We start from the raw sequence: 21,911 nt of genomic DNA on the forward strand, positions 1-21,911 counted from the left end.
ATGGGTGCTTCGGCTGAAATCATAAGCTAAGCACCAAAAAAGCACCTAATATTTAGGTGCTTTTTTTTGTCGCTATAGTTGGCATCATATAACGTGAATAATACGATGTGAATATTTTGAGTATAGATGAAAAATCACGTATCATAGGGCGCGCGATAGATGCGTTGTTCAAGTAAGGTTTGCTATTCAGCCTTGTTTTATTTTATAACATGCAGACGTTCTTCTTTTTTGCCATTGCCGGCTTAGATAGCATTGATATTGGCAGGTTGCATTTATTGGCTCCTAGCGATATTACAATGGTTTTTCATCAATATAGGTTAATAAAGCAGAGATAACTATGGATAAATTGCGCGATTTCTTAAAAAGCTGGCCGGGTCGCATTTTATTGATTTTATGCCTATCGCCACTTGCCTTATTGGGTGTCGAAAGCTATTTTGGCGGTGGAGTTGATCCCAATCAAGTCGCTCAGGTAGGCGAGGCAAGCGTAGGGTTGTCCGAGTATCAGACTGCCGTCAATAACCGCCGTAGCGAAATACTCGAGCAAGTTGATGATGCCAGTTTATTAAATGAAGACGTACTGCATGAACAAGTGCTAAAAGGTCTGATTGACCGTACCCTGTTAGAGCAGCAGGCGGGCAAGCTTGGCATGACAGTCTCTGATGATACGATCAATCGTCTACTGCGCGAAGAAGATATATTTAAAGACGCGGATGGCAATTTTTCTAATGACCAGTTTTCAAACTTCTTGCGTCAACGTGGTATGACCAAAAACCAGTTGTTTGCAGAGTTTCGTAATCAGCTAAGTTTGGATCAGTTGAATGCCAGTATCGTAGGGACAGCGGTATATCCCATGCAGGCGGTTAGTCAGTTAATTGACTTGCAACTAGAGTCACGTAATGTCTGGATACATCGCTTTAACTGGCAAGACTACGCAGATCAGGTTAAGCTCAGCAAAGCCGACATCCAAACGTACTATGATGCTAACAAAGATACATTAAAGAGTGCGGCGATGGTCAATTTGGCTTACATCCAGCTTAGCCCGCAGACCATCAAAGTTGATGAGATAACCTCAGAAGAATTACAGCAGCAGTACGAAGCGTATAAGCAAAGCATTGCCGCTACTGACGAGCGCCGAGTGAGCCAAATTCTATTGACGGGTGATGATGCTAAGACACGAGCAGACAAAATCAGAGCGCGCTTAGCGAAAGGCGAGTCTTTTGCTGCTGTGGCCAAAACAGAATCAGATGACCCTTCAGGAGAAACAGGCGGTGATATCGGTCGCTTCAACCCTTCTGTATTCGGTAATGACGCTGACGCGGTTCAGAACGCCTTAGAAGGATTGAGCGTCGGTGATGTGACCGCGCCTATCAAAACCAGCTTTGGCTATCAGATATTTACAGTTACCGAAGACAATGGTGAAAAAATACCAAGTCTTGAGAGTATGCGTGAAGAGCTAACAGCAAAAGCGAAAGAATATAAGCGTCAAGAGATTTATGCTGACAAAGTAACGTCGATTAATGATTTGGCAGCAGATGGTTTTAGCATCGAAGATATAGCGCAGCAAGAGAATGTGACGCTAAAAAATATCAAAGATTACCGCAAACAAAACAACAGCTCAGTCCTGTCGCAACCAGCAGTGGTCAAACAGGCTTTTGACGAGTTTACCATTCAAGATCAAGCAGTAACAGCTGGTATAGAAGTCGGTAATGGTACGGTATGGGTACAACCAACTAACTATCGTCCTACCAAGACTCTTGCTCTGAGTGCTGCTACACCAAGAATCACTCAGATATTACGTCAGCAAAGAGCCACAGCATTGGCACTAAAAGAAGCCAAGGCGGTAGCTGCTGGTATCAAAACATCAGGCGATATCTCTAAGCAGTCAGTAAGCTTACGAGCATTGGGTGAGATAAACCGTCAAACGACACTGCTAACAGACAAAGAGCGCGGCTTGGCTTTTAGCAAGCAAGCTACTGATGGTAACGTGGTAGCCCTTGCTAGTGAGACTGAGCTTGGTGCAACACTGTTGGTGGGTGATCGTATTCAAACTGAGCAACAGTCACCACTTTCTGATATGCAACGAGCGCAGACCGCTAGCATCATCCGTGATAATTTAGGTCAAGATCAGTTGCAAGACTACTTAGATTATCTGCGTCTGATGTATCAGGTTGAGATCAATGAATCTAACATGGCTAATGCGCAAGGACGCTAAGCGTTTACTGTGTTGCTATAAGGAAGCATTGACCATAAAAAGGCCACTGTAACGTTACAGTGGCTTTTTTATGAATAGCATTTTTATTCAGATTGATCATAAATAGCAGTTGAATATTATGACTGCTATTTATGTCAGTCTATAAAATGACATGACAGCCTAATGACGGAAATGGCGCATACCTGTAAATACCATCGCAATACCATGCTCATTGGCAGCAGCAATGGTTTCGTCGTCACGCATAGAGCCGCCTGGTTGGATGATAGCAGAGATACCCACTTCAGCTGCATTATCGATACCATCACGGAAAGGGAAGAATGCATCTGATGCCATGACCGCACCTTCAGTAGCTAGTCCAGCATGTTCTGCTTTGATAGCAGCGATACGTGCTGAGTTGACGCGGCTCATTTGACCTGCACCAACCCCGATAGTACGTTGACCTTTGGCATAAACAATAGCATTAGATTTGACATATTTTGCGACGTTCCAGCTGAACAACAGATCTGCCACTTGTGCTTCAGTTGGCTGGACATCAGTCACGATTTTTAGATCGTTTGCGGTAATCAAACCAAGGTCTTGCTCTTGTACCAGCAGACCACCATTGACGCGCTTATAGTCTAGCTGACTATCACGTTGATCTGGTGCTGGTAGCTCGCCGCATACCAATACGCGTACGTTCTTCTTAGTCGCTGTCGCTTCAAGCACACCGTCTTCAATGCTAGGCGCAATGATGACTTCTACAAATTGATTGTCAATGATTGCTTTTGCAGCAGCAAGGGTCAATGGACGGTTGAATGCAATGATACCGCCAAAAGACGACTCAGGATCAGTGCTAAAAGCAGTGCGATAGGCTGCTACTTGATCATTATCAACTGCAACACCGCAAGGGTTGGCATGCTTGACGATTACGCAAGCAGGGGTACTAAAGGCTTTTACACATTCAAGGGCAGCGTCTGTGTCGGCAATATTATTATATGACAGCGCCTTGCCTTGTAGTTGCTTGGCCGTTGCAATAGAAGCCTGCTGGCTTTTTAGGGGTTGGTTTTCAGTATAAAATGCCGCGTTTTGATGCGGGTTTTCACCATAGCGTAGGTCTTGTGCTTTTTCTAGCTGTACATTGAATGTACGTGAGAAGTTTTCTGGCTCTTGTGTCTCATTGACACGGCTACCTAAGAAATTGGCAATCATACCGTCATACTGTGCGGTATGCTCAAAGGCTTTGACTGCCAAATCGTAGCGCAGCGCAGCTGTTAGCTCAGTGGTACCATCTAAAGCGTCAATCACGCGATCATAGTCAGCAGGGTCAGTTACGATACCGACATGAGCGTGATTCTTTGCCGCTGAACGTACCATAGTAGGGCCGCCAATATCGATATTTTCGATAGCATCGTTCATAGTCACGTCAGCGCGAGCAATCGTCTCGGCAAATGGATATAAGTTTACGACCACCAAATCAATACGTTCGATGGCATGGTCACTCATAATCGCATCGTCTGTTCCACGACGACCCAAAATACCACCATGGATTTTAGGGTGCAGTGTCTTTACACGACCATCCATCATTTCAGGAAAGCCGGTGTAGTCTGAAACTTCCGTCACAGCAACATTGTTTTCTGTAAGTAGGCGATAAGTACCGCCAGTAGAGAGTAAGCCAAAACCTGCTTTGATAAGGCCTTGAGCAAACTCAACGATATTGGATTTATCAGAGACCGAGAGTAGGGCAAGTGGGGTTGTACTCATAAAAAATATTCCATAAAAAAAGCCTGACGTAAACGTCTGGCAAGGTGGTGATGACAATGAGCATAAACTCTATCGTGATAGATAAAGCTATGAATATTCAATTGCCATGCATGATAATTAGCGACGATGAGTAAGCTCATATAGCAGTGCTACATTAAGTCGTAGGTTTTGAGTTTTTTGCGTAAAGTACCCCGATTCAGACCCAATATTTGCGCACACTTGGTTTGATTGCCACGAGTCTTTTCGAGAACCACAGATAAAAGAGGCTCCTCAACCTGTTTTAAGATAAGTTCGTATAGGTCGGTCGGCATCTCGTCACCTAGCATTGCAAAGTATTGACGTACCACACGCTCAACATGTACATGCAGAGGTTGTTGTACGCTACTCGCAGCACTATCTAAAGAGCGCGAAAAATCATGAGTAGAGGAGTGATAGTCTTCTTTATTATAGTCGGCAGGATGCTCAGAGCTTTTAGCAAAATGGTGGGCATTATGCTGTGCATGAGGTGCCATAAGATAATATCCTTGAAATGAAAAAAGTGTCAAACCATAAGATGTCAGAATAATAGTATATCAAATTAATATCGTCTAACGCTGACAGATTAATGGCTATCTTGATTACGACAATACGCATCGAGAGTAAGTATGGTGCATATCACCTATGAAAAATATTTATGCTGATACCAATAAAAATCAATAAAGTGGTGTCATGGTAACTTCACGGATTTGTCTGTCGTCAACGGGTATAGTAAACAACAGACGTTTTTTATCGTTAGCAGGTAGCTGGCTTTGTTTACCCAATAAGTAATCGGTGGGCGCTGCAATAAACTCTCCGATAAGGCTATCGGCGCCATAAACACTAACTTTTATATTTGGATAGAGCTGCGCTTGTGTGCTTTGGTTGTTAAGTGTCGCACTTATATCGCTAAATGTGCCCGCTGTTTGTATTTGGCTGGCTCTATGATTTGGAGTAGTGATAGTAAAAGCAGTCAAGTCTGCACTTGGCAAGCTGCACGCTGCAACAGAGCATACGGCTTGTAGCCTTTTGGCATTGGCAGGATTCTTGACTAAAGTCTCTAAATTAAACATAACATATTGTGCAGCAAGTAGGAGCGCCAATACCAAGCACCCGAGTATCCAAAGTATAGAGGCGATCGAAAGTGCTGCTGGTGTGGGCGCAAAATGTGCCTGTGCTATTTTTGCACGTTCTGCGGCAGAGATTTCTTCATCTCTAATAGGAACACCCATATCTATTAGTAGCTGTGATAAATCTGTGTCGTTTATTGGCTTTTCGTCGCGTTTACTTTGCTCGTCAAGAAGTGCCTCAAGCCATGAGTTGTCAGTTGTATCATCTACACTGGCGTGAATGTCATTGGCGGCTGCAGAACTGAGGACTTCTTGTGCTATCGAGGAAGACTCTGGTAACACATGTGTCGTAGCAGATTTCGCTATTGGATCGTGATTTTTGTGCTTAATATGAGAAGGCGAGTGTTGCCCGGTAGCTGATGTTTCTGTAGTAGAAGGTGTATTGCTGACTTGGGTCAGCCAAGCATCCATACTATCTAAAGAGGCATATTCTGTAGGATTATCTTCTGGCTCATCAATATCCATATCATCGTAGATAAGATCATCATGAATGAGAGTGTCGGATGAACGTTTTTGATTGAGTGACGGTTTAGTATTAGGACGTTTTGCTTTGGTACTTTGAATTGCTGAAGAATTAGAGGTATCAGAAGTTACGACGAGGTTCTTGTTGACCAAAAAACTTTGACGACACTGATCACAGCTGACGGTAGCATTGACTTTATTTAGCTGAGTTTGTTGAATATTAAAGTAAGCTTGGCAATGAGGGCACTGAGTTTTTATAGGGGTGGTCATAGGGCCGAATCCAAAAAAGTATGGTTATCAATACCGCATCGCCACTCACCAACAGCTACCTACAGTGCTCTTAAAATTATATCAATCGTGAGCAAAGACAGAGTGGCGTCAAACACCTAACGTTTGACTGCCCTCTATCGTAACAGATGTAATTAAATGTTGCTAGCTAGTAAATGTACCAGATAAACGCTGCCAATGTTGGTCTTCTTGAGCGGTAAAAGCATGTTTAGGATCGAGGGCAAAATAGGGCTGATAAGCGGCCATAACTTGCTCAGTTTGTGACTCAATCAAGCCTGCTAAAACAATACGGCCCTTTGGTGCAATCAAGGTTGAGAAGTAAGGCGCCAAGCCAATTAAAGGTTTGGCTAGGATATTCGCGACGATGACTTCTACAGGTAAGATGTCGTTTTGCGAACAGTGTTCAGTAAACGCTTCTGGCAAAAACGCTTGCAGACGGTCACCCACATGATTGCGTACCGCGTTTTGATTAGTCGCGAGCACCGCTTGCGGGTCGATATCAACTGCATATACTTGGCGTGCACCCAATAATAAAGCAGCGATACCTAAAATACCTGAGCCACAACCGTAATCGATGACCACTTTATCTGTCAGATCTTGCTCTGTCAGCCAATCAAGGCAGAGACGAGTTGTAGCATGGTAACCGGTACCAAAAGCTAAGCCTGGATCCATGATGATATTTGTCGCCTGAGGGTTAGGCGGCGTTAGCCAGTCTGGCACAATCCATAAGTCATTGGCACATTCAATAGGATGATAGTTGCTCATCCATTCGCGCTCCCAGTCCTTGTCATCAACGGCCGTTAGCCAAATGCGGGTCGCTTGTACTTGTGCTGCAATTTCATGACTGAGCTGCTCAACAGCCTGATGACTACCAGAATCAGTGGTCGCGTCAAATAAACCAGTCAATATTACCTCATCCCATAGTGGGGATTCGCCTGGTAGTGGTTCAAACAAAGGCTGATCACCTGCATCATCTAGGGCAATTGATAGAGCACCGGCCTCTAATAAAAGCGCTTCGGCCAAATCGACGTTTGATTTTTCACATTGTAAGTGCAGTTGTTGCCATGCCATAAAGATAACCTTAAGCTAAAATAATAAATGTGTATTTTGAATGAAAGACAGTTATTTGGTGTCGAAAGTGGGACGCCAAATATCTGTCAAATAATAATGCGAAATTTTATAAGTTTCTGAGTAGATACCTACCAGTTAGATACCTGTCTATTAACTAGCTACCTGCCTATCAGCGCAAAGCTCGCCTTGCTTCATTGATAACGCGTGAATTACCTTGGGCTTGACCTGATTGTAAGATAATTTGCCACAGTGCCCGTCTGCGATTGGCATCTTGTGACACACTAAGACCGCGCCGCGCCATTGCTTCTGCCTTGCGTGGTTGGTTCTTTTTCAAGGCGACTTGGGCCAAATAGAAGTACACGGCGGATGATTTAGGTGCCAAACGCTGTGCGCGAGTGAAGCTATTTTCGGCGTTGGTCAGTTGACCGGCTTTTAGCTGATTGATACCGACCTGCATCAAGTTACGAAATGCAGGCAATGTACTGTTGTTGCTGGTCGACTGTTGCGCCCGTTGTTGCGAGTTTTTTCGTGCCTGCTCCAGTAAATCGTTGTGGGAGGGTGCTGATGGCTCAGAGATGATATAGTCATTACGCGAGGGTACGGCAATGCCTAGGTCAGGCTCTGTCGTTACTGGAGTAGAGGGCTCAAATATAGGCGCCTCTTGCGTCAATGGGTTTGGCGACTCGAGCTGCTCAGGTGGGATATAAGGCTCAACTGGATACTCATTTTCATCATCTACGTCAACAATGGGCGCCTGGGTGATGATTGTTGTGCTTGCAACTGGCGGCTGTGATGATGGGATTGTCTGTATCGGTACTGTGTTTGTCGCAGTTGTCGACGTACTGGGTACGGTCTGACAAGCGCTGAGACTCAGCATGCCGGCTAAGGCACCACCTACAAGCAAAGTGTTGGCTGACATCAGCTTTTGGCGCCACTGAGTCACTTCTTCTTTAACAGTGGCAAATTGCTGTAAAGATGGGATCATGTCGAGACCTTTTTTAAATATTAAAAGCTAAATATCAAAAATAACGTTAGAACCATTCAACAGCACGGTCGTACCAAGTATCAGCGCGTTCTTCGTTACCATTGTCTTGCTCATTGCTGTTTTCTGAATCCGTGTTCTCAACTGCTTCACCATTTGGAATCTCTAAACCTTCACGGCGACGCTGCTGATTGATGGCACCTTGCTGGCTCTGGAATTGCGTTTGCTCACGGGCACGATCTTGTTGGTACAAACTCAGCGCACAGCTACTGGCTTCTTCTGGTAGATACGCGGACATGACTGGTAAATAGCGCGCATTGGCACAGCGCTCATTAGACAGCTTGCCTGAGTTGTTCTCTAACCACAACCATTCTATACCTTCTGGTTCTGGTAACGCTACAGGGGTGAGTTTTAGACGATTCATGTAGTCAACCCAGACAGGAAGCGCACCAGTACCACCGCTCAGGCCAATAGGTTTGTTGTCATCACGGCCAACCCAAACCACACTGACATAGTTGCCGCTATAGCCTGCAAACCAAGCATCACGGTAATCATTCGTCGTTCCCGTTTTACCAGCAAGGTTTAGATTGCTACCAAGCGACTGGGCACGTCTGGCGGTACCGTTTGAAACCACCTGCTGTAGCGCATAGTTCGTCAAAAAGTTGGTCTCAGGTGGAATGCTACGCTGAGTGTTCAATCCAGTACGCTGCAAAATACGCCCACGATCGTCAATAACCGTACGAATACTATGAATAGGGGTGCGGAAACCACCAGTGGCAAAGACCTGATAAATACCCAGCATATCCATTGGGCTAAGATTGACAGAACCTAACAGTGCTGATGGGTACGGTGGTATCTTTTCTTCAACTCCCATACGGCGTAATTGTTTGGCAAAGGTATCAACCCCAAATTCCATACCCAGACGTACCGCAGATTGGTTATAAGATTGCGATAATCCTGTGGTAAAAGGTACATAGCCATGATCGCGGTTGTCATAGTTTTTGGGATTCCAGTCGGTACCATCGCTTAGGTTGACTGTGATAGGGGAGTCATCCACTGAGCTTGCCAAGTTATAACGACCACTCTCAAGCGCTGTCATATAAATAATAGGCTTCAATAAAGAACCAACTTGGCGTTTGGCATCAACAGCACGGTTGAATCCTGTGAACTCACTGCCACTACCGACGACAGAAACCAGTTCACCAGTCTCCGGGTTGGCACTGACGAGCGCCCCTTGCAAGTCTTTAGTTTTGCTACCGCTACGGCGCAGTTCACCAAGTTTCTTATCAACTGCTTTATCTGCTGCTAATTGCGCGATAGGGTCTAAGGTGCTGATAATAATGAGACCTTCGTTTTTGAGATCGTCTGAATAGTAAACAGTGTTGAGCTCGCGTTTAACGATATCCAAAAAGTCAGGGAACTGGCTTTTGCCTTCGGCAGGTTTGTCCACGATACCAAGAGGCTGCTCTAAGGCTTTATCGTAATCCTCTTGGCTTAGCGTGCCCACTGTGAGCATGTTATTAAGTACCACATCACGGCGTGCTTTTGAATCGTTTGGGTTGCGGCGAGGGTTATAAATACTTGGTCCCTTTGCCATACCGACTAGCATGGCTTGCTGATCTAAGCGCAGTTCATTGAGCGGTTTGTCAAAATAAAATTGTGCGGCCAATCCAAAACCGTTTATAGAACGGTTACCGTTTTGACCCAAATAAATCTCATTCAAATAGGTTTGTAGGATCTCATCTTTGCTGTAATGCAGCTCAAGTAATACTGCCATTAACGCTTCGTTGGCTTTGCGCTTTATGGTGCGATCTGAGTTGAGATAAAAGTTTTTGATAAGCTGCTGGGTAATGGTTGAGCCGCCCTGTCTTGCACCACCAGAAAAGTTATTGTAAACAGCACGAGCGATACCACGTATCGAGACGCCTTTATGCTCATAAAATGCGCGATCTTCGGTGGCAATCAAAGCGTCAATCAATGGCTGAGGCACGTCATCTAAAGACACCACCATTCGATCTTCATTACTATCAGGATAGATACCACCGATATTCACCGGCTCTAGACGTATGATGCCGCTTTTGGCAGGTACGGTACTTTGAATAGAGTCCACTTTATTATTAGCAATCGTCATTTTGATGACTTGCTCAGCATCTTTGTCACTGGAACTATAAGTAAAGCCGCGTGTATGGATAAAATAAGTATTGCCTGATCTATGATAAGTACCAGTACGGTCGTAAGCTTTATTGCTCTGATAATTAAGCAATTCTAGCCACGTCTTCATCGTATCTCTATCGACGTTGGCGCCTTGATACAGCTCAAGTGGTTGCGAGTATACTTTGGCTGGAATATCCCAGCGCTTACCTTCAAACTTATGGGTAATGGTGCGATCAAGTTTGATCAGGTACAGTGCCAAGAGCACCATGCCTGCGATGATAACAATTAATAGAAGGCTACTAAACACCAAGCCGCGCTGCTGTGAAGGTAATGTACTTATAGCAGGCCTAGATGATGGGGCTGACTTAGTATTTAATAACTTAAAATTGGATTTTTGCACGGACGTCGCACCATTTTTGGATAAAAAACTGCCTCATAATGACGCAAATTGATGAATTTTTCAATCTATCATCGTCAACGGGCGCATTCATTGGTATCAGAGCAGTGCTGATGTTACTGTCTAGGGTGATTGCTTGTAGTATAATCTTAACTGAAACACTGGTAAGAGCAGTGAGGTATGAGCAACTTGTATAGCGTTGATAAACGTATATAGGATAACAATTTATTATTGCTGCAACGATGTAATTTGTATGAAACAGCCTTTGGGTTTTGTTTTTACAATCAGCCTTCTGCTGTTTAGTTTGTGCTAACAGTAGCAATATCAATATCAATATCAATTAATAGCAGTCTCGATTAATAGCAGTCGCAATCAATAGTAATCTCAACGAGTAGCAACTCCAATTAGTAACAGTTTCAACCAGTAGTAATGTCAGTATCGTCAAAAATGACTGTTCTTATTTAATTGATAGTCAATAACAGCAAGCTTGCTTTTAGTGAGTACGTTTTGAGTAAGCTTGTCAAAGGAAGTAAGCGCCGACTATGTCTAGTACCTCATCATCTGTAGCATCTACCACAACTCATTCCTACGAAGATAACTCTATTATTGAAGGATTAGTGCTTCCATTGGCTGATCACTGCTTCCATTGCGGCGATCCTGTACCGCAGCCACCGTTTCATGCTGAGATATTAGGTAAGTCGCGTGAGATGTGCTGTATGGGCTGTCAGCTAGCAGCGCAGAGTATCGTAGAGGCAGGTCTTGAACAATATTACCTTGACCGTTCGGAGATCAATCGTACAGCAAGCTTGCCAACCCAGCTAACGCGCCTTGAAGTCTACGATCATGATGAAATAAAGTCGCAGTTCGTCTATGCGCAAGATGAACTGTCAGTTGCCGAGTTGTCTGTTAATAACTTGCGCTGTGCTGCTTGTACGTGGCTCATTGAATCGCGTCTTGATGAGCTACAAGGCATCAGTAAGTGTCAGGTAAATCTGACCAATCAGCGTATGCGCGTCGTCTGGAATGAGGACATGCTGCCAATCAGTCGCATTCTGGCGGTCATTAATGAAATCGGCTACGAAGCCAAGCCTTATCGGCAAGATACTCATGAGGCCATGCTGGCACGTCATAATAACCAAATGCTCTTGCGTCTCGGTATTGCAGCATTGGGTTCGATGCAGGCGATGATGTACGCTGTTGCACTTTATTTTGGTGAATATAGCGATATGTTGATATTCCAGCGCGACTTTTTGCGTTGGGTATCGTTATTTGTGAGCACGCCTGTTTTCTTTTATGCAGGTATCCCGTTCTTTACCTCAGCGTGGTCGGCGATTCGGGCACGTCAAGTAAATATGGATGTACCAGTCAGTCTGGCGCTGATTATCACTTTTTTTGCCAGCCTCTATGCCACCGTTACTGGGCAAGGGGAGACGTACTACGACTCAGTTAGTATGTTTATATTCTTTTTATTAGCAGGGCGTTATATCGAGCACAATGCACGTCTAAAAGCTGCCACTATGGCTAATGATTTGGTCGTGGTCGAGCCTGTATTGGTCCAAAAAGTGGCTGAAGACAAAGCAGCGGCAGCGCGTATCTTGCAGCAGCTTAGGGGCAATAGCGCTCAGCAAGATGACAGTATCGAAAATGAGTCTCATGAGGTGGCAGTCTCTGCAACTGACGTGATGCCTAACTTTATGCAGAAGATAGATGCGGATGTCCATCAGCTCACATCAGATATTGCGCAAGAGTGGCAGCACTCTCGTAATCAAAAAAATGCAATCTCACAGTTAGAAGGTGATGTAGCGTCAAAGCAAATGGTGACGGTTCACAGCTTGCAAGTGGGTGATGTTATTTTGGTTGAGGCAGGTTCTGAGATTATCAGTGACGGTATCTTGCTGAGCTCGACAGCAACCGTGTCACAGAGCTTACTGACGGGCGAGGGTGACTTAATCATCAAGACCCAAGGCGATTATATCGTCGGCGGCGCCCAAAACGATAGCCAACCGTTTGAGATGCTAGTTACAGCGCTACCACAAGACAGTCAGATAGGTCTCATCGATAGGCTAATGAACCGAGCGATGAGTGAAAAGCCCAAACTGGCACAGCAAGCGGATAAGCTGGCACGTTGGTTTGTCGCCCGTATTTTAGTGTTATCAGTCTTAGTATTTGTTGGCTGGTATATCGTCGATCCAAGTCAGGCTATTTGGGCAACGGTCGCTGTATTGGTCGCTACTTGTCCCTGTGCGCTATCATTGGCGACGCCAATAGCGTTGACTGTTTCCACCAATCGCTTAGCCAGTTATGGTTTTTTGACGACTCGTGGGCATACGCTACAGACGCTGGCTGAAATCACTCATATTGCTTTTGATAAAACAGGAACGCTGACCTACGGTAAGCCAAATCTATTACATATTGAACTGGTGGCACCAATAGATCAGACAGAAACGGATGATGGGTCGTCAATAGCGCAAAAAGATAAGCTATTGGCAATTGCAGCTGCCTTAGAAGTCGGCAGTCGTCACCCGATTGCACACGCTCTGCTAACTGCTGCTTATCAATTACATCTACCAACGACGCAGGCAGTACAGCACTATCCGGCAGGCGGTGTGGAAGCAATGATTGATGGTATGAGATATCGCATCGGTCATGAAGGTTTCGCTTTGAACAGTGATATAAATAGTATTGAAAAAAACAATGATTTGACCATCGATTTACTGACTCATCGCGCGAGCTCAGCTGTTGTTTTGTCTTGCCAAAAAGCAAATACCAATGGCTGGCAGGCGCTGGCATGCTTTTATTTTAATGATAAAGTGCGAGATAGTGCTCAAACGATGCTTAATACTATAAAAGGGCTAGGTATCGAGTCTGTGATGCTAACAGGAGATCCAAGCCCGCAAGCGCTGACGATGGCTGATAGCTTAGGAATGCAGGCTGCCTATAATGGTCTATCTCCGACGGACAAGGTCAATCATATTCAGCAGCTGCAAGCCAAAGGCGCGGTCGTATTGATGGTTGGTGATGGCATCAATGATGCGCCAGTATTGGCAGCAGCAGACGTGTCCACCTCGATTGCTGGTGCGGCAGATCTGGCACAAGTATCTAGTGATAGTATTATCCTAAACGGTCAAATAGAGGCCATCACAGCTGCTAAACGTATTTCTGATAAAACAGAGCGCATCATTAAGCAAAATTTCCGCTGGGCGCTCGCTTACAACAGTATTGTCCTGATACCAGCGGCTTTAGGTTATGTACCACCATGGCTTGCTGCTATTGGTATGTCGCTTAGCTCATTGTTTGTCGTGTTAAATGCGCTGCGTCTGAAACGTGCTTAGTCACCTCAGAACGCACTCGCGTTAAACGAGCCTGCAACATTCAGCCATAAAAAAACCGCCTTCAACTATAAGTAGTTAAGGCGGTTTTTATACAGAGTTGCTATCAGACAGTTGTTCGAATTAGTCTTGTAAGTAGCTCAATAGACGCATGAATTCGATATACATCCAGACTAGAGTCGCTAGTATACCGATGCTGAATAACCATTCATAGTCTTCTGAGATACCCATCGCAACGCCGCGATCGATATTGTCAAAATCTAATAATAGCGTAAAAGAAGCGATAACAATCACAAACAAGCTAAAGCCAATAGCGATAGCACCGCCTTCAAACAAGAACGGTAGTGTTGAACCAAATGCTAGAGAAAGCACCCATTGTGCGACGTATACAAGCATAATGGCAATAACGGCTGAGGTCACAATAGAGCGGAACTTTTCAGTGACCTTAACCAAACCTGAGCGATAGAGGCCTAGCATGACTGCCGCTGTGACGAACGTTGCACACATCGCAGTTACTGGTACAGTCGGATACATTCTCATAAAAAACAGTGAGATACCGCCCAAAAAGATACCTTCTAACAAGGCATAAGGCACCGCCAACGTCTTGGCTTTTTGTGGCTTGAAAGTGATAAAAAGGGCAAGAACAAACGCAGCAATCATACTACCGAAGGCTGCCATGGTAATAAAACCTTGCGATAAACCTGCCATAAGCGCATAAAAGAAAAAGCCCACACCAGTAATAGCTGATAATCCAAGTAATAGGCTGGTCTTTTGAATAACACCCTTGACCGTCATTGGATTACCGCCGATCGCAAGTTCTGCGCGACTGACAATAGGATTGGCCATACATAAATCCTTAATAATAAAATATGAAAATAGAGATGTTAGCTACTTTAGCAAAACCGCCATTATTGTCAACTGTGTTTGCGTGACAGTCATTGTGACTGTCTTCCTAGCTGTCTAGTAGTGTCAGTAGCTCACGTATCAAACTGCTGCACGCTTGTGCGTATATTGGGCAGGCAAGTAAGGCTAAGTAAGTCATTTGATAGCTTTTATATGGGGTCAGTTACGACAGTTAACAACGATAATTGAGAAACATGCTAGTCTAAGCGCGCATTTATCGCTATCATTGCCCTGTACTTCACCGTTATACCGAGTCGTTTTATGGAAAACTCAGCGCAGTCAGCAAGATTGCCACACTTACATGAATCAGAGCTATTCCACGCTATCAAGAACCCTGCTTTTAGGCGTATTGGGCTGATGGGCCGCGCTGGTAAACGCAGCGTCACTCAAAGTCTGGTGCAGATCGCCCAAACCATCAATGACATGAATTTGACATTGATCATGGATGTACAAACTGCCAATTTGCCCACACTGGATCTTATAAACATAGAAAAAGTCAAAATCGTAAAGCGTGGCTTAATTGGTGAGATTTGCGACTTGGTTATTGTGGTCGGTGGTGATGGCTCGATACTACATGCTGCTGAAGCATTAGCACGTTACCGTGTGCCTGTATTGGGAGTTAACCGTGGCCGTTTAGGGTTTTTGGCAGATGTAAAGCCTGATGAAGCGGCGTTTAAACTGCGTCAGGTGTTGATGGGAGACTATCAGCTGGATCATCGGTTTTTGCTTACGATGGAAATACGAGAAGGGCGCGAAATAGTCCATGAGGATATGGCGCTCAATGATATCGTGTTGCATGCTGGCAAGTCGGTACATATGATTGATTTTCAGATGAAAATTGACGGACACGATGTATATAGACAGCATAGTGACGGGCTAATAGCAGCAACACCGACAGGCTCGACTGCTTATGCGCTATCTGGTGGTGGTCCCATTATACATCCTAGTATGGATGCCATTTGTCTCGTGCCTATGCATCCTCATACCTTATCTAGTCGCCCAATTGTGGTCAGCGGTAATAGTGAAGTTTGTATTCGCATTCACGAAGACAACCGTACGCAGCCGATGGTTAGTGCAGACGGTAAACCCAGTGTACCGCTCGAACAAGAGCAACGCTTACATATTCGTAAGCACCCTGACAAACTGACTTTGTTGCACCCACCTGGGTTTGATTTTTATGAAGCGTGCCGGACAAAGTTACACTGGAATGTCCACGCTGAAGAATTCAGTCTTGATGTCGATGATGATATTATGGACGATGAATAAGTCAGTCTTTTATGTAGAAGTATGATCCAAAAATCGCAGTGGAGTAGGCAAAATGGATAAACAAACAATACTAGCAAGTCTAACGCCTGAGGTAGTCGATAAATTCCGTATGGCGATTGAGCTGGGCAAATGGCCTGATGGTCGCAAAATTACTGCTGAGCAGCGCGACACTTGTATGCAAGCGGTAATGGTATGGGAGCATGAGCATCTACCGCCTGCTGAACGTACTGGTTATATCCACAAACCAGTAAAAGACGACGGTTCAGTGGTTGGTGCTGAATGTGATGTCGAGCATGAACATCATTATCCTAATATGCCGAACCCTAAAGGTGCCGTGCAGCCTGTCAAATTTCGTGATAAATAAGTTTTGTGATAAATAGACCTACAAATAGGGAGGTCTGTAATAGCCGTAAATACAGACATCACAAAAAAGCCACGCTCATTAGCGTGGCTTTTTTACTTTATAGTGTTCTAATCACAACACATGCTTAAATTGCAGTCGTGTCGACACTAGGACGAACCGTTAGTGGGTTTTTCTGCATCAAAAATCCCTGCCAGCCCCAATGCAAAAAGTTACGAATGTTGGCGTGATCAGTACCATTAGGCGTTGCTTGCACTTTGGCATAGTGTTCGCCAAATAGTTTTAGCGTGTCCAGCTGGTTCAAACCATGATGCTTAGCAAAACCAAAAATCTTTGCACTACCTTCGTTTTCACCAGCTGCATTATGTACCATCCCATTGACGAATGGGGCAGGCGCATAGCGATAAAAATCATCAATAAAGCTGATGACATCATTGAATCCAATGGCTTTTTTGTTCAAACCATTAAGTAGTGCCGATATATCTGATTGGCGGATACTCATAAATAAATGACCTCAGAGCAGATTAAAAAAACAATATAGTACTTATTAATACCCAATAGCAGCTGAGCACTAAGTATTATAAATTAGCGATTGAAATAGTCTTCGTCATCGAATGAAGGCGAAAAGTTGCCTTGCTCAAGATGCTGCATTTGCGACTGTACAGAACGCTCATGCTGAATACGTTGATAAATCTCTTCGCGATGTACGGCAATATCTTTTGGTGCGTTTACACCGATACGTACTTGATTGCCTTTGACGCCCAAAACCGTCACACTGACTTCATCGCCAATCATTAGCGTTTCGCCCACGCGGCGTGTCAAAATTAACATGCGTCACACTCCTTATGTCGCATCAACAAATTATTACTCATCAGATTACTTCTCAATTGCAGAACATTACCGTAGCACTAAGCAAGCAATGTATCAATAATTACAATGCTCGACATCGTGCTCATAACGGTAACGATAGGTAGATTCATTTAGCCCAAATGAAAGCCCCATTATAGGTGGCATAACAGATACTGTCACGGTTTTTTCACAAAACTATTAGGTAAGTGCTCATTTCAGCTAGGGCAAAAAATAAAAATAGGACCTAAAGAGATCCTATTTTATTTGAGTATTATATCAATATATCAGTAGCACTGGACAAATTACCGACAATGCTCAGGCGGTATTTTAACAGTTTTTGAAGATTATAGCCCAGCGATTTTGCTTTCGCCGTCTTCACGGTCAAGGCCAAATGCAGTATGTAATGACTTGACGGCTTTTTCTAAGTGCTGGTCTTGAATCAGTACAGACACTTTGATTTCGCTGGTCGATATCATTTGGATATTGATGTTGTTTTCAGCCAATGTCTGGAACATTAGGCTGGCGACACCTGCGTGTGAGCGCATACCAACACCGACTAATGAGACCTTGACGACTTCGCTATTGCCTGAGATTTCTTTGGCACCAATCTCGTCTTTAACTTCTTCATTGAGCACTTTTAGGGTCTTGTCCAAGTCAGTGCGGTTGACGGTAAAGGTAAAGTCAGTGGTGCCATTGTCTGATAGATTTTGGACAATCATATCGATTTCGATATTAGCGCGGCCAATAGGACTCAAGATAGCAGAGGCGATACCAGGATGGTCGGGCACACCGCGTACTAAAATTTTTGCTTCGTCTCGATTAAACGCGATACCTGAGATGATTGCCTGTTCCATATTGTCTCCTTCGTCTATCGTAATTAGGGTGCCCACATTGTCTTGAAATTCTTGGTCAAAGCTGCCATCAGTATTTTCATCAAAGCTAGATAGTACGCGTAGTGGTACACCGTACTTACCAGCAAACTCTACTGAACGAATTTGTAGAATCTTTGAACCAAGGCTTGCCATCTCTAGCATTTCTTCAAAAGTGATTTTCTCAAGTTTTTTGGCTTTTGAAGTTACGCGAGGGTCAGTGGTATAGACGCCATCGACATCAGTATAGATCTGACATTCATCAGCACCCAGAGCTGCTGCAATCGCCACACCTGTCGTATCAGAACCACCGCGTCCGAGTGTGGTCGCGTTGCCTGCTTCATCAATACCTTGAAAGCCTGCCACAATAACGATATTGCCAGCATCTAGTTGCTCGCGTATGTTTTTATCATCGATGCTTTCGATACGTGCTTTATTATGGGCGTTGTCAGTTTTGATAGCGACTTGACGACCAGTAAATGAGCGAGCACCAATACCAAGCTCTTTAATCGCCATAGCGAGTAGAGAGATAGAGACTTGCTCACCCGTTGAGACCATTTGGTCGTATTCACGTGCGTCAGGGTTGTTGCTAATTTGGCGTGCTAAATCAATTAAGCGGTTGGTTTCGCCGCTCATAGCTGAAACCACAACGACCACTTGGTGACCATTGTCATGCCAGCGTTTGACTCGTTTGGCGACGTTTTTGATGCGGTCGATACTGCCCATCGAGGTGCCGCCGTATTTTTGTACTATTAACGCCATAAAAATCTACCTATTATTCAATAATGACTTTTTATGATCAGTGATGAGTGTCAATGTGAGACTTATCAATGCTTGTATACATAAAGCCAGATTATAAAAGTGATGCCCTAGGTTTTTGTTCATCTGGTTGTGTCTACCACCTTCAATGAACGAAAAACATGCCCAAACGTTGACCTTTATACCATATCTACAGCACAACTTTAAGTCTCAGTACTGCCTAGATATATGGCGATTGGTTATAGTGGTTATAACCAATCGCGTATTTGGTGCGTAGTCGAGTAAAGCTATGCAGTAAATATAAGGTACATTATGACGCGCTGTACCAATATATTCGCTGGTCTAATATTCACTAGCTTAGCTAAGCTGGGTTTTAATCCAAGCAGGTAGAGCGCTAACGACCGCGTTGGTGTTGCTAGACTTCGGCGCGCCGCCTTGGGCGTAATCAGGCTTACCGCCGCCTTTACCACCAAGCTCACTCGCCAAATGACGTATGATATCACCAGCTTTTATCTTAGCAGTGACAGACTTCGCTACGCTCGCTGCGAGCGCCAACTGCTCGTCTTTATCACCGACGAGTACAATCACGCTATCAGGTAGTTTTGATTTGATATCGTCCATCAGCGTACGGATAGATTTACCATCGATGCCGCTTAGGGTGCTGATAAGAACTGGTGTACCTGCGATAGTCTGCACATCATCAAGTAAGTTAGCTGCTTGAGCACTGGCCATCTTTTGTTGCAGACGCTCTAGTTGTTTTTCAAGATCGCGCTGCTTATCTGCCATGGTGCGTACACGCTGTGCCACTTCAGGACGTTTTACTTTGAGCTGACTTGCCAATTCACCCAGTTGCTGCTCGCTTTGCTGCATGTTTTTGACCGCGTTCATGCCAGTAACTGCTTCAACTCGACGAATACCAGCAGCGATACCTGATTCACTGGTGATCTTTAGCACGCCGATATCGCCCGTGCGCTGCACATGTAGACCACCGCATAGCTCAATAGAGAACGGCTTGCGCTGACCGTCTACGATACTGTCTGTACCCATGGTTAGGACACGAACATCGCTACCGTATTTTTCGCCAAACAGTGCCATAGCGCCTTGGTTCATGGCCTCATCAATCGACATGTGCTCGATACGGGCAGGGGTGTTGGCTTGGATTTGCTCATTGACGAGGCGTTCGACACGCGCGATTTCAGCAGCACTGACAGGCTTGTCGTAGGCAAAATCAAAACGTAGTACTTCGCTTGAGACCAATGAGCCTTTTTGCGTAACCGCATCACCTAATACTTCTCTTAGCGCTGCATGTAATAGGTGAGTAGCAGAATGGTTTTTTGCACTAGCGGCACGGATGCTTGAGAGTACATGAGCGTCAGCCGTCTGCTTAGGGCTAATCTCACCCATAGTCACGACACCATAATGAATAATCGCCTGCCCAGACTTTTTGGTGTCTTGCACTTCAAAAACGCCTGATTCGGTACGAATTTCACCAAGCTCACCAACTTGACCGCCGCCTTCTGCATAGAATGGGGTGCGATCAAGTACGACAACGCCTTCCATGCCTTCTGTTAAGCTGTCTGCTGGGTTACCACCTTGGTAAAGTGCATCAACAGTGACACCTTCTTCTTCAAGCTGCTCATAGCCGATAAATGTCGTTGGCGTTTCTACTTGGATGACGCTGCTGTAATCAACGTCGAATTTGCCAGCATCACGGGCACGCTCACGCTGCGCTTGCATATGCTCATCAAATTCTGCTTCGTCAATGACAATACCGCGCTCACGAGTGATATCGGCAGTCAAATCGAGTGGGAATCCGTAAGTATCGTAAAGCTTAAAGGCAGCTTCACCAGATAGCGTATCGCCATCTTGTAAGCCTTCAAGTTCGCTGGCAAGCAAACGCAAACCTTGGGCTAATGTTTTAGCAAACTGTGCTTCTTCTTTTTGAATGGCACTTTCGATGGCAGTTTGTTTTTCTTTTAGATCTGGATAAGCGCTACCCATTTCTGCGACGAGCGGCGCCACCATTTTGTAGAAAAACTCACTATCTGCACCAAGTTTGTTGCCATGACGTACGGCACGGCGAATGACGCGGCGTAGGACATAGCCACGACCTTCATTGCTTGGCGTAACGCCATCAGCAATCAAAAACGCTACGGCACGAATATGGTCGGCAATGACTTTTAGTGATGACTGCTGTTCATTATCAATCTCTAGGATTTCAGCCGCCGCATTCATCAAATGGACAAATAGGTCGATCTCATAGTTGCCATGGACGCCTTGCATGATGGCACTAATACGCTCAAGTCCCATGCCTGTATCGACACTGGGTGCTGGTAGCGGTAATAGAGTGCCGTCTTTTTGACGATTAAACTGCATGAAGACACAGTTCCAAATCTCAATAAAGCGGTCGCCATCTTCTTCAGGAGTACCTGGCAAACCGCCTTCGATATCGGCGCCGTGGTCATAAAAGACTTCGGTACAAGGACCACAAGGACCAGTATCACCCATGGTCCAAAAATTATCAGAAGCGTAAGGCGCACCTTTGTTATCGCCAATACGAATGATGCGATCGCTTGGAATACCGATGTTTTTATTCCAAATCTCAAACGCTTCATCATCGGTTTCATAAATGGTGACGTACAGACGATCCTTATCAATGGCTAGCCACTCATTTGAGGTCAAAAACTCCCAGATATACTCGATACCTGCTTGTTTGAAGTAATCGCCAAATGAGAAGTTGCCTAGCATTTCAAAGAACGTATGATGGCGGGCAGTGTAGCCGACATTATCTAGATCGTTATGCTTGCCGCCAGCACGGACGCACTTTTGAGAAGTTACAGCACGGGTGTAGTCACGTGGTTCCATACCCAAAAAGGTTTCTTTGAACTGATTCATACCGGCATTGGTAAATAGTAATGTCGGGTCATTATGAGGAATCAAGCTAGACGATGAAACTTGGGTGTGCTGCTTGCTTATGAAAAAATCGATAAAGGCTTGGCGAATATCGGCTGAGCGAAATGGCTGGCTCACAGCGGCTCCTTACTGACGGATAGAATTGAGTAAATAACATAAAATAATTTTGCAAGCGATTTTAGCACAAACGCCTAAGCTCTTGGTACAAGAG

General features: G+C 44.8%; 14 protein-coding genes and 1 pseudogene. 4 read left to right on the forward strand and 11 right to left on the reverse strand.

Annotation, left to right across the window (positions count from 1 at the left end):
• Nucleotides 1–337: 337 nt before the first annotated feature.
• Nucleotides 338–2,212 carry a SurA N-terminal domain-containing protein gene (locus AC5JPT_RS00115; protein ID WP_493856620.1) on the forward strand — a complete coding sequence of 625 codons (1,875 nt, stop codon included), beginning with the start codon at nt 338–340 and terminating at the stop codon, nt 2,210–2,212.
• Between the two features lie 159 nt (nt 2,213–2,371).
• Here AC5JPT_RS00115 and purH read toward each other — a convergent pair whose 3' ends face one another.
• The 6 genes from purH to mrcB all read right to left on the reverse strand — a co-directional run bounded on the left by purH (nt 2,372) and on the right by mrcB (nt 10,454).
• Nucleotides 2,372–3,952, reverse strand: a complete 1,581-nt coding sequence (gene purH, locus AC5JPT_RS00120) for a bifunctional phosphoribosylaminoimidazolecarboxamide formyltransferase/IMP cyclohydrolase (protein ID WP_493856621.1) — start codon at nt 3,950–3,952, stop codon at nt 2,372–2,374.
• A gap of 149 nt (nt 3,953–4,101) precedes the next feature.
• Nucleotides 4,102–4,464, reverse strand: coding sequence for a DNA-binding transcriptional regulator Fis (gene fis, locus AC5JPT_RS00125; RefSeq protein ID WP_443524491.1), 363 nt, complete (start codon nt 4,462–4,464; stop codon nt 4,102–4,104).
• 180 nt (nt 4,465–4,644) lie between these two features.
• Nucleotides 4,645–5,829, reverse strand: coding sequence for an MJ0042-type zinc finger domain-containing protein (locus AC5JPT_RS00130; RefSeq protein ID WP_493856622.1), 1,185 nt, complete (start codon nt 5,827–5,829; stop codon nt 4,645–4,647).
• A 162-nt stretch (nt 5,830–5,991) separates the two neighbouring features.
• Complete coding sequence (gene prmA / locus AC5JPT_RS00135) at nt 5,992–6,918, reverse strand: 50S ribosomal protein L11 methyltransferase (RefSeq protein WP_493856623.1); 927 nt, start codon at nt 6,916–6,918, stop codon at nt 5,992–5,994.
• A 169-nt stretch (nt 6,919–7,087) separates the two neighbouring features.
• A complete protein-coding gene (locus tag AC5JPT_RS00140) occupies nt 7,088–7,903 on the reverse strand; it encodes a tetratricopeptide repeat protein (protein ID WP_493852595.1) in 816 nt (271 codons plus the stop codon).
• A gap of 46 nt (nt 7,904–7,949) precedes the next feature.
• Nucleotides 7,950–10,454 carry a penicillin-binding protein 1B gene (gene mrcB / locus AC5JPT_RS00145; protein WP_493856624.1) on the reverse strand — a complete coding sequence of 835 codons (2,505 nt, stop codon included), beginning with the start codon at nt 10,452–10,454 and terminating at the stop codon, nt 7,950–7,952.
• A 539-nt stretch (nt 10,455–10,993) separates the two neighbouring features.
• On the opposite strand from mrcB, the gene AC5JPT_RS00150 reads away from it, so the two are divergent.
• Nucleotides 10,994–13,783, forward strand: coding sequence for a heavy metal translocating P-type ATPase (locus AC5JPT_RS00150; RefSeq protein ID WP_493856625.1), 2,790 nt, complete (start codon nt 10,994–10,996; stop codon nt 13,781–13,783).
• 120 nt (nt 13,784–13,903) lie between these two features.
• Here AC5JPT_RS00150 and AC5JPT_RS00155 read toward each other — a convergent pair whose 3' ends face one another.
• Nucleotides 13,904–14,626, reverse strand: a complete 723-nt coding sequence (locus tag AC5JPT_RS00155; protein WP_058024171.1) for a Bax inhibitor-1/YccA family protein — start codon at nt 14,624–14,626, stop codon at nt 13,904–13,906.
• Nucleotides 14,627–14,944: 318 nt separating this feature from the next.
• Between AC5JPT_RS00155 and AC5JPT_RS00160 the strand changes: the two genes are divergently transcribed.
• Both AC5JPT_RS00160 and AC5JPT_RS00165 read left to right on the forward strand, forming a co-directional pair.
• Nucleotides 14,945–15,949 carry an NAD(+) kinase gene (locus tag AC5JPT_RS00160; RefSeq protein WP_493856626.1) on the forward strand — a complete coding sequence of 335 codons (1,005 nt, stop codon included), beginning with the start codon at nt 14,945–14,947 and terminating at the stop codon, nt 15,947–15,949.
• A 52-nt stretch (nt 15,950–16,001) separates the two neighbouring features.
• On the forward strand, nt 16,002–16,313 hold the full coding sequence (locus tag AC5JPT_RS00165; protein WP_493843484.1) for a YeaC family protein: 312 nt from the start codon (nt 16,002–16,004) through the stop codon (nt 16,311–16,313).
• 124 nt (nt 16,314–16,437) lie between these two features.
• Here AC5JPT_RS00165 and AC5JPT_RS00170 read toward each other — a convergent pair whose 3' ends face one another.
• From AC5JPT_RS00170 to alaS, 4 genes and pseudogenes are all read right to left on the reverse strand, one after another.
• Nucleotides 16,438–16,812 carry a HopJ type III effector protein gene (locus AC5JPT_RS00170; RefSeq protein WP_319050113.1) on the reverse strand — a complete coding sequence of 125 codons (375 nt, stop codon included), beginning with the start codon at nt 16,810–16,812 and terminating at the stop codon, nt 16,438–16,440.
• A gap of 161 nt (nt 16,813–16,973) precedes the next feature.
• Nucleotides 16,974–17,141 (reverse strand): annotated as a pseudogene (gene csrA, locus AC5JPT_RS00175) (carbon storage regulator CsrA); the annotation flags it as partial.
• Between the two features lie 362 nt (nt 17,142–17,503).
• Nucleotides 17,504–18,790 (reverse strand): aspartate kinase, encoded by a 1,287-nt coding sequence (locus tag AC5JPT_RS00180; protein WP_319050114.1) that lies wholly within the window; start codon nt 18,788–18,790, stop codon nt 17,504–17,506.
• A gap of 354 nt (nt 18,791–19,144) precedes the next feature.
• On the reverse strand, nt 19,145–21,817 hold the full coding sequence (alaS, locus tag AC5JPT_RS00185) for an alanine--tRNA ligase (RefSeq protein ID WP_493856627.1): 2,673 nt from the start codon (nt 21,815–21,817) through the stop codon (nt 19,145–19,147).
• Between the last annotated feature and the right edge of the window lie 94 nt (nt 21,818–21,911).

Source organism: Psychrobacter sp. H26 (genome assembly GCF_059073035.1).